Origin of the sequence: Arenimonas terrae (genome assembly GCF_006265115.1) — a bacterium.
Classification (GTDB): domain Bacteria; phylum Pseudomonadota; class Gammaproteobacteria; order Xanthomonadales; family Xanthomonadaceae; genus Arenimonas; species Arenimonas terrae.
On record NZ_SMDR01000003.1, the window covers coordinates 56,119 to 70,174 of the forward strand.

The following is a 14,056-nucleotide window of genomic DNA, read 5'->3' on the forward strand; positions in this document are numbered from 1 at the left end:
GCGCCGCGCGTGTGGTCGTCGCGACCCTTCGCTTACACTCGGGTGATGGGATTTCCGCTGTCCAGCCGACTGATGTATGCCGCCGCGTGGTGCGTGGGCCGACTGCCGCTGGCGTGGGCGCACCGCCTCGGCGACGCGGTCGGCGCGCTTTCGCACCGGCTCAATACCCGCGAGTGCAAGGTGGCGCGGCGCAATCTGGAGCTGTTGGGCCACCCGGCCGACGCCGGCGAGCGCGACCGGATGCTGCGGCGGATCCTTCGCCAGACCGGCCGCAACGCACTCGAGTCGTTGCGCATCTGGACCCGCCCGCGCGCCGACAACCTGCGGCTTGTCCGGAGCGTGCATGGTCTCGAGCTTCTGGCGGCCGCCGAAGCCGCCGGTCGCGGCGTCATCGTCGCGGCGCCGCACTACGGCAACCTGGAGCTGGTGATCGAGTTCATGGCCGCCCGCGGCCCCTTCGCCCTGGTCTACCGCACCCCCGAGACCGAGGCCGGCGACGCGTTCCTGCGCCTGGCCCGCGGGGGCGAGAACATCCGCCTGGTGCCGGCCGAGGCCAATGCCATGCGGCCCCTGTGGAAAGCCCTGCAGGCCGGCGGCGCCATCGGCATAACGCCCGACCAGCAGCCCAAGCTCGGCGGTGGCGAGTTCGCGCCCTTCTTCGGCCGCCAGGCACTGACGCTGAGCCTGATCCCGCGCCTGGCCGAACGCAGCGGCGCGACCGTGATCTTCGGTTATGCCGAACGCCATGAGGATGGCCACTTCGATCTCCACTTCGATCCGGCGCCGGCGTCGATCGCCTCGCCCGACCTGGCCGAAGCGACAGCGGCGATGAACGCCGGCGTCGAGGCCATCGCCTGCCGGGACCCATCGCAATACCAGTGGACCTACAAGCGCTGGACCCTTCGCCCGCCCGGAAGCGGCGAAACCAACCCCTATCACCCTGACTGCTACAGGCGTCCACGCGCATGACCGAAGCCCAGCCCCCGCATGAACCCGTCGCCCCCGCCGACTGGCAGTCCCTTCCAGAGGCGGCCAGGCGCGTCTTCAGCATCGTCGGCGGCTTGAGCGCCCTGCCGGTGGGCCTGGGCCTGGTGATTCCCACCTTCGCGCTGGTGCCGGGCTGGCCGGCCCGCATCGCCGTGGCCCTGCTCGTCGTCGCCGCCGTGGTCGCCGCCGGCGCGGCCCTGGGCCGGCTCCGCTGGGGCCGGACCGGATGGCGCCTGGACTCGCGCGGACTGCAGGTCCGGCGTGGCCTGGTCTGGCGCAGCGAAGTGCTGGTGCCGCGCAGCCGAGTGCAGCACCTGGACCTCGAGCGCGGGCCGATCGAACGCCGGCACGGCCTGGCGACCCTGGTCGTGCATACCGCCGGCACCCGGCTGTACGCGCTGCGCCAGTCCGGCTTCGTGGATGCCGACGCAGTCGCGTTGCGCGACGCCCTGCTGCCCGAGGCCGCGCGCCATGACGACGCCGTCTGACGCCATCGTCGAAGGCGGTCCCGAGCGGCGTCTGCATCCGCTGTCCTGGCTGTTCGTCCTGATCCAGCAGATCCGGAGCTTCGCGCTGCCGCTGCTCGTGCTTTTGTTCACCGGGCGTGGAAATTCCTGGGAACTTTGGGGGCTGGTAGGCGCGGGCGCGCTGGTGCTGGTGTCGCTGGCGCAGTACTTCACGTACCGTTTCCGGGTCGAAGGCGACGGCATCGTCATCCGCAGCGGCCTGTTCCAGAAAAGCCTGCGACACATCCCTTTCCAGCGCATCCACAACGTCGCCCTGCACCAGTCGCTGCTGCACCGCTTTTTCGGCGTCGCCGAGGTGAAACTGGAGTCTGCGGGCGGCATGAAGGCCGAAGGCGAGATGCGCGTGCTGTCGCTGGCCGATGCCCACGCGCTGGAAGAGCTGGTGCGCGGGCACGGACCGGCATCGCGAAACGAAGGCGCGACCGGCGCCGGTCGCGCAGAGCCCAGCGCCGACGAACTGCTGGCTCTGCCCACCAGTGAAGTGGTGCGCCTGGGGCTGATCTCCAACCGCGGCATGATCCTGGTCGCCGCCGCCTTCGGTGTGCTGGCGCAGTCGGGCTCGGATTTCCTGGGCGACGCGATCGAGTCCTGGATCAAGCTGCTGATGGGCTGGGGCAAGGAGCTGCACCTGGGCATCGCCGGTTGGCTGATCGGCGCGCTGACCCTGCTGGTGGTCGCGGTGATCGCCCTGCGCCTGCTCTCGGTGCTGCTGGCGCTGCTGCAGTTCCATGGCTTCAGCCTGACCGAAACCGGCCGGCGCCTGAGCGTCCAGCGCGGCCTGCTCACCCGAGTGCGCGCCAACATGCCGCGCGGGCGCATCCAGGCCTGGAGCCTGCGCGAAGGGCTGACGCACCGCTGGCTCGGCCGCCGCAGCCTGCGCGTGGACAGCGCGTCGATGGAAGCGGTCAACGACCAGCGCTCCGTGCGCGACCTGGTGCCGCTGGCGAGCCCGGAGGTCATGGACCGGCTGATCCGGCACCTGCTGCCCGGCGCGCACTGGCCGCTCCGGGAGTGGCGTCCGCTGCATCCCAGGGCCTGGCGGCGGCAGTTCGCCGTGCCGGCCCTGGTGACCCTGGTGGTGACCGCCGTCCTGACCTTGCGCGAAGGAACCTGGGGCCTGGCGACGCTTTCGCTGCTGCCGCTGTTGCTGTTGCGCGCGAAGGTGTGGGCGCGGCACGCCGGTTACAGCCTGGAAGGCGGCCTGATCGCGGTGCGCGAAGGATGGCTCGACAAGTCCTGGCGATTCGCCGAAACCGGCAAGCTGCAGGCGATCAAGCTCAGCCGCTCGCCCTTCGACCGCCGCCACGGCATGGCGACCCTGGTGCTGGACACCGCCGGCGCCAGTCCGATGGAGCCCGCGCTGCGCATCCGCTACCTGCCCGAGGACGAAGCGCGCCGCCTGCACGACCAGCTCGCCGCCGCGATGGACCGCTAGCCGCTACTCGCGCCAGAACTGCGGCGTAAGCAATACCAGCAGCGAGAACACCTCAAGGCGGCCCAGGATCATGCCCAATGTGCCCAGCCAGACGGCCCCGTCGTTGACGCCAGAAAAGCTCGTGGCGACGGCGCCCAGGCCCGGACCGTGGTTGGTCATCGTGGCGACGGCGGCGCCAAACGAAGACTCGACGTCCAGGCCGGTGAGGTTCATGCCCAGCATCAGCATCACGAAACACAGCATCCAGATGGCAATGAAGCCACTGACCGACAACACCACGCTCTCGGAGACGCGCCGCCCCCCCATCTTCACCAGGAACTGCGCCTTCGGATGCACCAGCTGCTTGATCTCGCGATACCCCTGGCGCACGACCATCACCACGCGGGCAACCTTCAGGCCGCCGACCGTCGAGCCGGAGCAGCCGCCGATGAAGGCAACACCCAGGACCAGCAGCGGCGCCGCGCCGGACCACTGGTCGAAACCCGACACGGCATACCCGGTGGTGGTGATGCTCGAGACGACCTGGAACGTCGCGAAGCGGAAGGCATCGCCAAATCCGGCGTAGTCGCCGCCGAACCAGATCATCAGCGTCACTATCAGGCTGGCGGCGGCGACGATGCGCAGAAAGGAGCGCAGCTCGGAATCGCTGCCGTAGACCGCCATCGACGCCCTCCGCCACGCGACGAAGTGCAGGCCGAAGTTGACGCCGCCCAGCATCATGAACAGCACCGCCGTCCACTCCAGGATCGGGCTGTTCCAGAACCCGAAGGCGGCATCGTAGGTCGAGAAGCCGCCCGTGCTGACCGTGCTCATCGCGTGGCAAATGGCGTCGAACAGGCTCATGCCACCGACCCAGAACGAGACAGCGCACAGCAGCGTCAACCCGAAGTACACGCCCCACAGCGCCTTCGCCGTCTCGGCGATGCGCGGCGTCAGCTTGGTGTCCTTGGTCGGGCCGGTGCTCTCGGCGCGGAACAGCTGGGTGCCGCCGATCTTGAGCATCGGCAGGATCGCCACCGCCAGGATCACGATGCCCATGCCGCCAAGGAACTGCAGCAGCTGGCGGTAGAACAGAACGCTCCGCGGGAGGTCGTCGAGACCGACGATCACCGTCGCACCGGTGGTGGTCAAACCCGACGTGGCCTCGAAGATCGCGTCGGAGTAGCTCAGGAAAGGCGGCCCGTGCACGAAGGGCAGCGCCGACACCAGGCTGGCGAAGACCCAAGTCATTGTGACGATCAGGAAGCCGTCGCGCAGGCGCATGTCGTAGTTGACCCGCCGCGCCGGCACCCAGAGCGCGACGCCAATCATGAAACTGACCAGGAAACTGCCGAAAAACACCCCCGGCGTGCCCTTCTCGCCCCAAGCGAGCGCGAGCAGCGCCGGCGGCAACTTGGTCAGCGACGACAGGACGATGATCACGCCCAGGATGCGCTGGATCGCTCGGAAGCGCTGGCTCATCACAGCCACGTCGCTCCGGTCTGGAACAGCACGCTCACCTGCGCCATCTCGCGCTTGTCCATCACGAAAAGGATGACGTGGTCGCCCGGTTCGATCACCACGTCGTGGTGCGCGATCAGCAGCATGTCGCCGCGCACGATGCCGCCGATCGTCGTCGCCGGCGGCAACTCGAGCTCTTCGAGCGAGCGACCGATGACCTGCGAGGTGCGGCGGTCGCCGCGGACCACGGCCTCGATGGCCTCGGCGGCGCCGCGGCGCAGCGAATAAACGCGCGCCGGTGCGCCCTCGCGGATGTGCGCCAGCAGCGCGCCCAGTGTGACCAGCTGCGGACTGACCGCGATGTCGATCGGGCCGCCCTCGACCAGCTCGGCGTACGACGGCCGGTTGATCAGCGAGATCACGCGCGGGCAGCCCATGCGCTTGGCCAGCATCGCCGAGAGGATGTTGGCCTCGTCGTCGTTGGTCATCGCGCAGTAGACGTCGGTCTGGTCGATGTTCTCCTCGCGCAGCAGGTCCTCGTCGGCGCAGTCGCCGACCAGCACGATCGAGTTCAGCAGGTCTTCGGCGATGCCGCGCGCGCGTTCGCGCGAACGTTCCAGCACCTTCACCGAATAGCGCGACTCGAGGCTGCGCGCCAGGTTGCGGCCGATGTTGCCGCCGCCGGCGATCAGCAGCCGGCGCGCCGGCCGCGGATCGACCTTGCGCAGCTCGCTCATCACCGTGAGGATGTTCTTGCGGTCGGCGAGGAAGAACACTTCATCGTCGACTTCGATGACGGTATTGCCCTCGGGTTTGACCGGCTTGCCCTGGCGGAAGATCGCGGCCACGCGCGCGTCCACGCCGGCCGGCAGGTGTTCGCGCAGTTCGCGGATCTCGTGCCCGACCAGGGCGCCGCCGGGAACCGCGCGCACCGCCACCAGCTGGGCGCGGCCGTCGGCGAAATCCAGCACCTGCAGCGCGCCCGGATATTCGATAAGGCGCTCGACGTGCCGGCAGACCAGCTGTTCGGGGCTGATCGCGGCGCTCACCGCCGAATGGTCCGGGTCGGCCAGGGCTGCGACGTCCAGGTACTGCGCCTCGCGCAGGCGGGCGACGCGGGTCGGGGTGCGGAACTGGTGCTGGGCGACCTGGCAGGCGATCAGGTTCACCTCGTCGCTGGAGGTCACCGCCACCAGCAGTTCGGCCTCCTCCGCGCCGGCCTGGGCCAGCACGCTGGGCAGCGAGCCGTGGCCGACCACGGTGCGGATGTCGAGCTTCTCGGCCAGTTCGCGCAGGCGCTGGTGGTCGGTGTCGACCACCGTGATGTCGTTGTTTTCCGACGCCAGGGCCGAAGCCACCGACGTACCGACCTGGCCCGCGCCCAGGATGAGGATCTTCATGACGCCATGACCTTCTGGTGATCTGGTTCCGCTGGAAGCCGCATCCCGGTCCGGCCGGTGCGGCTAGTCTACCGGGCCGGAGCCGGCGCGGGCACGGCGCAGTCGGTGACTGCGGCTTCGCCCAGCAGCCACCAGTCGCGCCGGTTGGCGGTGCCGACACGCTGCGCCGCGCCCGGAACCTCCCACGCGATGCAGGCCAGGGCGTCACTGCGCTGGACCAACAGCCGCCGCCGCTGCGGATCCGAGCGCAGCCAGGCCACGCCGCGCGCCAGCTGCGTCGCCGGCGGCTGGCGGAAGCCGAACTCGGCGACCGGCCCCCGCGCCTGCAGCAGGTTCTGTTCCTTCCAGTCCACCAGGCCGATCCCGGCCTGCCCCGCCAACTGGCGCGCCTGCCGCATCACCGCGCGCGAGGAGTTCTCGTCGTCGAGCAGGGGATGCACCACGAAGCCATAGCCACTCCACAGCAGCACCAGCAGCGCCGCGCACGCCGGCAGCGCGCCGCGCACGCGTCCCCACAGCGCGGCGACCAGACCGCCCGCACCCACCGTCGCCAGCATCCACCACAGCCAGCGCGCTTCGTCGCCCAGGCCACGTTCGGCAACGAGCCGCCGGGCGAAGCCCGGGTCCGAGACCAGCGCCGCCGCGCCCGCAGCCAGCAGCAGCGCCGACAGCGCAAGCACGAAGGCCAGCACCGCCCGCCGGAACCCGGCGCGCTGGCTGGTCGACTCCAGGAAGGGCGCCGCGGCCAGCGCCAGCGCCGGCAGCGCCGGCAGGATGTACATGTCGCGCTTGCCGGCGCTGGCGCTGAAGAACAGCAGCACCAGCACGCACCAGGCCAGCGGTAGCCAGACCCGCGCATCACGATCGCGCCAGGCCTGCTTCCACGGCTCCAGCAGCCATGGCAGGGCCAGCGAGAACGGCAGCCAGAACAGCGCGACCACCTGGAGGAAATACCAGGCCGGTTCATGGTGGTGCCAGGGATCGGCGTAACGCTGTGCCGTCTGCTTGAACAGGATGTTGCCCAGGTACTCCTGGTGTTCCGGATTGCCGCTGCCCAACCCCACCGCCAGCACCGGTCCCAGCCACAGCGCGATGGCGGCCAGGAAGGCGAGGCCGCCCAGCGCCCAGCGGCCGCCGTTGCCGTTTCCAAGCTCCGCCAGTCCGCGCCAGCGCCAGCGCACCATCGCCGCGAACGGCAGCAGCACCAGCAGCGGCAGGAACCCCACGCCCTTGCTGATCACGCCCAGGCCCGCGGCGAAACACCCGGCCCAGAACCAGCGCCAGGCCGGACCCAGCAGCAGATGACGGCACAGCCCGTAGAACGACAGCGTCGTCAGCAGGACGAGGGTCGGATCGATCTGCGCGCGTTTGGCTTGGTAGACGAACTGCAGGCTCACCAGCACCGCGGTCGCCGCCCACCAGCCGGCGCGCGGCGTCCAGAGCCGGCGGCCGAGGTCGTAGACCAGCCCCAGCGTGCCCAGGCCTGCCAGCAGCGACGGCAGCAGGAAGCTCCAGCGCCAGCTGCCGACCACGAAATAGGCCAGCGACAGCAGCCAGAAATAGAAGGGCGGCTTGTCCGGATACAGTTCACCGCCGCGATGCGGGAACAGGAAATCGCCGCTTTCGACCATCTGCTTGGCGACCAGCACGAAGCGCGGCTCGTCGGCAGGCCAGGGCTCGCGCAGCCCGTAGCCGGCCGCGAGCACGAAGAAGGCGAGCGCGAAGAGAATCCAGGCCTGGCGGCGGTCGGTTCCGGTCATGGCGGCGGAAGATAACACCGCCGCCGGCGGACGGCCTCAGCCTGTCTTGGCCAGGCGAGCGTAGAAGAAGCCGTCCATGCCGTCCTCGCCGGGCAGGCGCTGGCGCCCGGGGCCGCTGGCGCGGCCGAAGCGCGCACCGAGCGGCTCGGCACGGGCGTCCGCGGTGCGGGCGAGGAAGGCCGCCACCTGGCGTTCGTTCTCGTCGCGCAGCACCGAACAGGTGGCGTAGACCATCCGCCCACCCGGCCGCAGCAGCGGCCAGAGCGCGTCGAGCAGGCGCGTTTGCGCCTGGACCACGGCGGGGATGTCGGCCGCGCGCCGGTGCCACTTGATGTCAGGCTGGCGGCGGATGATGCCCGTGGCCGAACAGGGCGCGTCGAGCAGGATGGCGTCGAAGCGGCGGCCGTCCCACCAGGTGTCTGGCGCGGCGGCGTCGGCGGCGCGGGATTCGATCCGCGCACCCGCCAGCCCGAGGCGTTCGAGGCGCTGGCTCACCTGGCGCAGGCGGCGCGGCTCGAGGTCGAGCGCGAGCAGTGCGCCGTCGCCGATGCGCTCGGCGATCTGCACGGTCTTGCCGCCGGGCGCCGCGCAGGCGTCGAGCACCCTTTCGCCCGGCTGCGGATCCAGCGCCAGCACCGCCAGCTGGGCGGCGCCGTCCTGCACGCTGAGCGCGTTTTCGCGCCAGCCGGGCAGGCGGTCGACCGGCACCGGCTCGTCGAGCCGCAGTGCGCCGGGTACCGCGGATACGGCCTGCGCGGAGATGCCGGCAGCCTCGAAGTCGCGAGTTAAGGCTTCCGCATCCTGCCCCGCGTGCACGCGCAACCACAGCGGCGCTGAGCGGTTGTTGGCGTCGAGCATGGCCTGGAAAAATTCGGGCCAATCCGCGCGCAGCGCATCCACCAGCCAGTCCGGATGGCTGGCCATCACCGCCGCGTCGTCGCTGACCGGCCAGGCTTCGCGGCTGGCGCGGCGCAAAACCGCGTTCACCAGGCCGACCAGCGGTGCGCGCCCGAGGTCGCGGGTGGCCTCGGCCGTGGCGCCCACCGCCGCATGGGCCGGCAGGCCCAGCGCATCGAGCTGAGCGAGGCCGGCCAGCAGCAGGCAATGCACGGGATGGTCTCGACCGCCCAGCGGTTTGGCGAGCCAGCGCGACAGCGCGAACTCGTAGCGGCGACGGTGCCGGAGCGCGCCGAAGCAGATGGCCTCGAGCAGGGCGCGGTCGCGCACGTCGGGCAACGCGGGCAGCACGTCGGCCAGCACTGCCTTCAGTGAGCGCCCTTCCGCCAACACTGCCGCCAGCGCCCGCGCGGCGCGCGCGCGCAGGGCCGAACCGGTGGCTGCCGTCATGGCGCCTTGAGCGCCGGGCGGGCGTTGAGGTAGTCGGCGATGGCGACCGGGCGGCCGCCCTCGCGCTGCACCCGCAGCAGGCGCAGCGAACCTTGGCCGCAGGCGACGTCCAGGCCGTCGCGGCCGGCGGCCAGCACGGTTCCCGGCGCGCGACCGGACTCGCCCGATACAGCGCGGGCGGCATGGATGCGCAACCGCTCGCCGGCAAGTTCGGCTTCCGCCACCGGCCAGGGATCGAACGCGCGGACGCGATTGGCCAGCACCTCGGCCGGCAGCGACCAGTCCAGGCGCGCCTCGGCTTTGTCCAACTTGTGCGCATAGGTCACGCCTTCGGCCGGCTGCGGCTGGGGCACGGGGCGCATGCCGGCGCGCACCAGCTTCAGGCCGTCGGCCAACACTTCGGCACCAAGCGCGGCGAGGCGGTCGTGCAGGCTGCCGCCGGTGTCTTCGGGGCTGATCGGCGTGGCCAGCGACAGCAGTACGGGGCCGGTGTCGAGACCTTTTTCCATCTGCATCAGGCAGACGCCGGTTTCGGTGTCGCCCGCTTCGATCGCACGCTGGATCGGCGCCGCGCCGCGCCAGCGCGGCAGCAGGGAGGCGTGCACGTTCCAGCAGCCCAGCCGCGGAATGTCGAGCACCGCCTGCGGCAGGATCAGGCCGTAGGCCACCACCACGATCAGGTCCGGCTGCAGTGCCCGCAGCGCCTCGCGCGCCTCGGCGGCCTTGAAGTTCTCGGGCTGGAACACCGGCAGGCCGCGAGCCAGCGCCTCGACCTTCACCGGCGACGGCGCCAGCTGGCGGCCGCGGCCCGCGGGCCGGTCGGGTTGGGTGTAGACGGCCACCACTTCGCCGCGTCCGGCGGCGGCGCGCAGGCAGGGCACCGCGAAGCCGGGGGTGCCGGCGAAGACGATGCGCAGCGCCACGTCAGGCGGCCGCGTCGGAATTGCGCTGCTGCTTGGCCAGCTTCTTGCGGACCTGTTCGCGTTTTAGCGGCGACAGGTAATCGACGAACACCTTGCCCGCCAGGTGGTCCATCTCGTGCTGGATGCACACGGCCAGCAGGCCGTCGGCGTCGGTCTCGAACGACTTGCCGTCGCGGTCCAGCGCCCGGACGCGGACCCGGTCGGCACGCTTCACGTCGGCATAGATGCCCGGCACCGAAAGGCAGCCTTCCTGGTAGACCTGGCTGCCCTCGGAATCGAGGATTTCCGGGTTGATGAACACCATTGGCCGGCTTTTGTCTTCGCTTACGTCCAATACCAGCAGGCGCAGGTGGACATCCACCTGGGTCGCCGCCAGGCCGATGCCGGGGGCGGCATACATGGTCTCGAACATGTCGTCGATCAGACGGCGCAGGGTGTCATCCACCTGCTCGACCGGCTTGGCGACGGTTCGCAGCCGGGGGTCGGGGAATTCCAGGATGGATAGCTTGGCCATGGAGGGGTATTTGGGGAATACGGGACCGGACCTCAAGGGCCGGTGCATCATCATACCCCGGGGCGGGCTTGCAATCCCGGGCCGGATTTGGGCTATATTCGCCCAACCTGTCCGGGGAAAATCAGGTGGATAGCTGCCATGTTTAAACGGCTTCTTGCAGTTAGCGCTGCGATGTTGCTCACCCTCGCCACCGCCGCGATCGCGGATGAGCTGCGCGGGGACCATCCGACGACCTACACGGTCAAAAAGGGCGACACCCTTTGGGACATTGCCGGCCGCTTCCTCAAGAAGCCCTGGCTGTGGCCCGAGATCTGGCAGGCCAATCCGCAGGTCAAGAACCCGCACCTGATCTATCCGGGTGACGTGCTCAGCCTGGTCTACATCGACGGTGAGCCGGTGATCCAGTCCGAAGGCCCGCAGATCGGCGAGGCGATCGACACGATCCCGCTGTCCGACATCGAGCCCTTCCTGAAGCAGTTCACCGTGGTCGACGACGTCAAGTCGCTGCCCTATGTGGTCGGCCTCGAGGAGGACCGCCTGTACAGCACCGCCGGCCAGCTGGTCTACGTGCGCGGCCTGGAAGGCGCCCAGCCCGGCCAGGTGGTCGACCTGGCGCGACCGGTCTATGTTTTCGGCGGCGGCAAGGGCAAGGAACAGCCGGGCCATTCCGACCTGAATTTCCGCGGCGACCGCGAGCACAAGCACTGGACCAACCCGAAGGGCTTCGGCGAGGCCGGCGGCGAGTTCCTGGGCCACGAACTGCAGATCCACGCGACCGGCGAAGTGACCCAGATCCAGGGCGAAGTGACCGTGGTGGTGCTGCGCGAGGAAGGCCGCGAGATCCGCGTCGGCGACCGCGTGCTGCCGACCGAGGCCCAGCCCTACGACCTGCAGTTCATGCCGCGCGCTCCGGACAGCATTCCGGAACGGGCCCGCATCCTCGCGGTCGCGGACGGCATGGAAGCGGGCCCGAAGGTGGTCGTGGCGATCTCCGCCGGCGCCCGCGACGGTATCCGCAACGGCCACGTGATGTCGATCTGGCATGACGGCGCGAACCGGCCCGACGTGGTCGCGCATCGCAACAAGCTGGCTGCCAATGCCGACAAGGTGGCAATGCCGGACGACTTCCTGGGCCGCCTGATGGTGTTCCGCACCTTCGACAAGGTCAGCTACGCGCTGGTGATGGAAGGCATCCGCCCGGTGCGCCAGGGCGATCTTCTCAAACACCCGGACGCGACCCAGTAAGACAGGTCGCAGCGTAAAGTTCCTACATCGCGGCGCCTTCGGGCGCCGCGATGCTTTTGGGGCCATGAGTCCCGACCTCGCCCTGCTCACGCTCTCCCGGGCCCGACTGCCCGACGCGCTGTTGCGCCAGCTGCTGGACCAGCACCCCGACCCCGCAGCCGCCTTGGCTGCCGCCGGCCACGGGGCCGGGCTGGACCTGCCTGCGGCCAGCCACGCGTGGCTGCGGCAGCCGGATCGGCAGCGGCTGGATGCCGACCTGGCCTGGCTGTCGCGCCCGGGGCGGCGACTCCTTGGCTGGCACGATGCCGACTACCCGGCCCTGCTGCGCCGCAGTCCGGCGGCACCGCCCCTGCTTTTCGTCGACGGGGATCCGGCGCTGTTGTGGTCCGCCCAGGTGGGCATCGTCGGCAGTCGGCGACCGAGCGCCGGTGGCCACGATCATGCGCGGCGGTTCGCGCGGGCGTTGGCCGGAGCGGGCTGGACGATCACCAGCGGGCTGGCGCAGGGGATCGATCGCGCTGCCCACGAAGGGGCGCTCGACACAGGGCGGACCATCGCCGTCGTGGGCACCGGCCTCGACCTCGCCTACCCCCCGGGGAACGCCGCGCTGATGGCCCGGGTAGCATCCAATGGCGCCGTCGTGAGCGAACACCCCCCCGGCACCGGCGCCCTGTCGACGCACTTTCCCAGCCGCAATCGCATCATTGCCGGGCTGAGCCTGGGCACCCTGGTGGTCGAGGCGGCGTCGCGCTCGGGCGCCCTGATCACCGCCCGCCTCGCCGCGGAAGCGGGCCGGGAGGTCTTCGCCCTGCCGGGCTCGATCGACAACCCTCTGGCCCGCGGCTGCCATCGCCTGATCCGGGATGGCGCGGCCTTGGTCGAGGGGCCGGAGGAAGTCGTCGCTGCCCTGGCGCCCTTGGCCCTGCGGCTGGCCGAGATGCTGCGCGGACAGCTCGGCGACTGCGCCGCCACGCCGGTTTACCGGTCAGCCGACGGACAGTCGCCGGGGGATCCGGACCACAGCCGGTTGTGGTCGGCCCTGGGCCATGACCCCACCGGCATGGATGTCCTTGCCGAGCGGACAGGATTGACGGTCGCCGCCCTGTCCTCCATGCTGCTGATAATGGAGCTGGAAGGGCACGTGGTGAACGACCACGGACGGTACGCCCGGAGGCCCTGACCTTCCCACCGCGCCGCAGGCGCAGGCTGAGGGTAATGAAAGAGACCATACTGGACGTCCTGCTGTACCTGTTCGAGCACTACTTCTACGACGACCCCGATGCCGTCCGGGATCGCGACTCGCTCCAGAACGGCCTGATCCAGGCCGGCTTCAGCCCCGCGGAAATCAACAAGGCCTTCGACTGGCTCGACGAGCTCGCCCGCCAGCGCCCGGCCGCGGCCGCGCCACGCCTGGACACCCCGGTGCGCGTCTACTCCGAGCCCGAGCTGGACCGGCTGGACATCGAATGCCGTGGCTTCCTGATGTTCCTGGAACACAGCGGCGTGATCGATGCCGACCAGCGCGAACTCGTGCTGGACCGCGTGATGGCCCTCGACCAGGACGAAGTGGACGTGGACGACCTGAAGTGGGTCGTGCTGATGGTGCTGTTCAACCAGCCCGGCTCCGAAGCCGCCTACGCCTGGATGGAAAGCCAGATGTTCGAGGACGAACCCGAACCGGTCCACTGAGGCCGGGCGGGAAAGCGCAGCGCCCGGCCCCGGCCGGGCTTTTGTTTTTGGGGAGCGCGCCGCAGGGCGCGCCGCGTGGAGAACGCCGATGAGCACTTGGTATTTCGTCGATCACGGACACAACCGTCAGGGGCCGGTGGACGCCGAGGCCCTGGCCGAAGCCCACCGCCAGGGCCGGCTGGACTACAACAGCCTGGTCTGGCGCGAAGGCATGGCGGAATGGGCGCCGCTGGGCCAGTTCCAATCTGAGCTGGGCCTCAAGCCGCCGGGCTTGCCGGCACCGGGCATTCCGGCGCCCTCCGTCGCTCCGGCCCCGCCGGCAAAAAACAGCGGCTGCGGCCCGATCGCGATCGTCGCAGCCTGCGTCGGCGTTGCGCTGATCGCGGTCCTCGCCATCCTGGCGGCCATCGCCATCCCTGCCTACAACGACTATCTGGTGCGGGCCAAGGTGGCCACGATCCTGGCGGAAGCGCAGACGGCCAAGGTGCACGTATCCGAATTCGTGGCCAACACCGACCGCTGCCCGCGGGACGCCGCGGAGCTGCAGCTGGGGGCGCCCTACAGCGAGGGCCTGGCCGCCCTGGACGTGGTCCCGCTGGGCGACGGCGTGTGCGTAATCGAGCTGACCCTGGGCCCCCTGCCCCAGGCCGCGACCCTGGCCGACAGCCGGATCTACCTGCGCCGCGAGCAGGACGGCAGCTGGTCCTGTACCAGCGACCTGGTCCAGCAGAAATACCTGCCGGCCACCTGCCGCTGAGGTCCTGCCGGCGGCCGGCCCCGGGCCCTTCC

Annotated in this window: 13 protein-coding genes; 7 read left to right on the top strand and 6 right to left on the bottom strand. The window is 70.3% G+C overall.

Annotated features, from left to right (window positions below; translation table 11 throughout):
* The first annotated feature begins 45 nt into the window (after positions 1 to 45).
* Genes E1B00_RS11985 through E1B00_RS11995 form a run of 3 tightly spaced genes read left to right on the top strand, consistent with a single transcriptional unit; the run spans position 46 to position 2,949 of the window.
* Positions 46 to 969 carry an LpxL/LpxP family acyltransferase gene (locus E1B00_RS11985; protein ID WP_139449107.1) on the top strand — a complete coding sequence of 308 codons (924 nt, stop codon included), beginning with the start codon at positions 46 to 48 and terminating at the stop codon, positions 967 to 969.
* On the top strand, positions 966 to 1,475 hold the full coding sequence (locus E1B00_RS11990; RefSeq protein WP_139449109.1) for a PH domain-containing protein: 510 nt from the start codon (positions 966 to 968) through the stop codon (positions 1,473 to 1,475). The genes E1B00_RS11985 and E1B00_RS11990 overlap by 4 nt, the downstream gene beginning before the upstream one ends.
* Complete coding sequence (locus E1B00_RS11995) at positions 1,459 to 2,949, top strand: PH domain-containing protein (protein ID WP_139449111.1); 1,491 nt, start codon at positions 1,459 to 1,461, stop codon at positions 2,947 to 2,949. Before E1B00_RS11990 ends, E1B00_RS11995 begins: the two co-directional genes overlap by 17 nt.
* Before the next feature lie 3 nt (positions 2,950 to 2,952).
* On the opposite strand, the gene E1B00_RS12000 is transcribed toward E1B00_RS11995, so the two are convergent.
* The 6 genes from E1B00_RS12000 to def form a co-directional block, all read right to left on the bottom strand.
* Positions 2,953 to 4,410: a potassium transporter TrkG gene (locus tag E1B00_RS12000; RefSeq protein ID WP_139449113.1), complete on the bottom strand. Its 1,458-nt coding sequence runs from the start codon at positions 4,408 to 4,410 to the stop codon at positions 2,953 to 2,955.
* Positions 4,410 to 5,789: a Trk system potassium transporter TrkA gene (gene trkA / locus E1B00_RS12005; protein WP_139449115.1), complete on the bottom strand. Its 1,380-nt coding sequence runs from the start codon at positions 5,787 to 5,789 to the stop codon at positions 4,410 to 4,412. The genes E1B00_RS12000 and trkA overlap by 1 nt, the downstream gene beginning before the upstream one ends.
* Before the next feature lie 68 nt (positions 5,790 to 5,857).
* Positions 5,858 to 7,549 carry an ArnT family glycosyltransferase gene (locus E1B00_RS12010; RefSeq protein ID WP_139449117.1) on the bottom strand — a complete coding sequence of 564 codons (1,692 nt, stop codon included), beginning with the start codon at positions 7,547 to 7,549 and terminating at the stop codon, positions 5,858 to 5,860.
* 36 nt (positions 7,550 to 7,585) lie between these two features.
* Positions 7,586 to 8,896, bottom strand: a complete 1,311-nt coding sequence (gene rsmB, locus E1B00_RS12015) for a 16S rRNA (cytosine(967)-C(5))-methyltransferase RsmB (protein WP_139449119.1) — start codon at positions 8,894 to 8,896, stop codon at positions 7,586 to 7,588.
* Positions 8,893 to 9,813, bottom strand: coding sequence for a methionyl-tRNA formyltransferase (gene fmt, locus E1B00_RS12020; protein WP_139449762.1), 921 nt, complete (start codon positions 9,811 to 9,813; stop codon positions 8,893 to 8,895). Before fmt ends, rsmB begins: the two co-directional genes overlap by 4 nt.
* Positions 9,814 to 9,820: 7 nt before the next feature.
* The gene (gene def, locus E1B00_RS12025; RefSeq protein ID WP_139449121.1) at positions 9,821 to 10,333 is read right to left on the bottom strand and encodes a peptide deformylase; all 513 of its coding nucleotides are present in this window, start codon (positions 10,331 to 10,333) and stop codon (positions 9,821 to 9,823) included.
* Positions 10,334 to 10,471: 138 nt separating this feature from the next.
* Between def and E1B00_RS12030 the strand changes: the two genes are divergently transcribed.
* From E1B00_RS12030 to E1B00_RS12045, 4 genes are all read left to right on the top strand, one after another.
* On the top strand, positions 10,472 to 11,578 hold the full coding sequence (locus E1B00_RS12030) for a LysM peptidoglycan-binding domain-containing protein (protein WP_139449123.1): 1,107 nt from the start codon (positions 10,472 to 10,474) through the stop codon (positions 11,576 to 11,578).
* A 64-nt stretch (positions 11,579 to 11,642) separates the two neighbouring features.
* Entirely contained in the window at positions 11,643 to 12,758 is a 1,116-nt protein-coding gene (gene dprA / locus E1B00_RS12035; RefSeq protein ID WP_139449125.1) for a DNA-processing protein DprA, read from the top strand.
* A 35-nt stretch (positions 12,759 to 12,793) separates the two neighbouring features.
* The gene (locus E1B00_RS12040; protein WP_139449127.1) at positions 12,794 to 13,267 is read left to right on the top strand and encodes a DUF494 family protein; all 474 of its coding nucleotides are present in this window, start codon (positions 12,794 to 12,796) and stop codon (positions 13,265 to 13,267) included.
* Positions 13,268 to 13,355: 88 nt separating this feature from the next.
* On the top strand, positions 13,356 to 14,024 hold the full coding sequence (locus E1B00_RS12045) for a pilin (RefSeq protein WP_139449129.1): 669 nt from the start codon (positions 13,356 to 13,358) through the stop codon (positions 14,022 to 14,024).
* Positions 14,025 to 14,056: the final 32 nt, after the last annotated feature.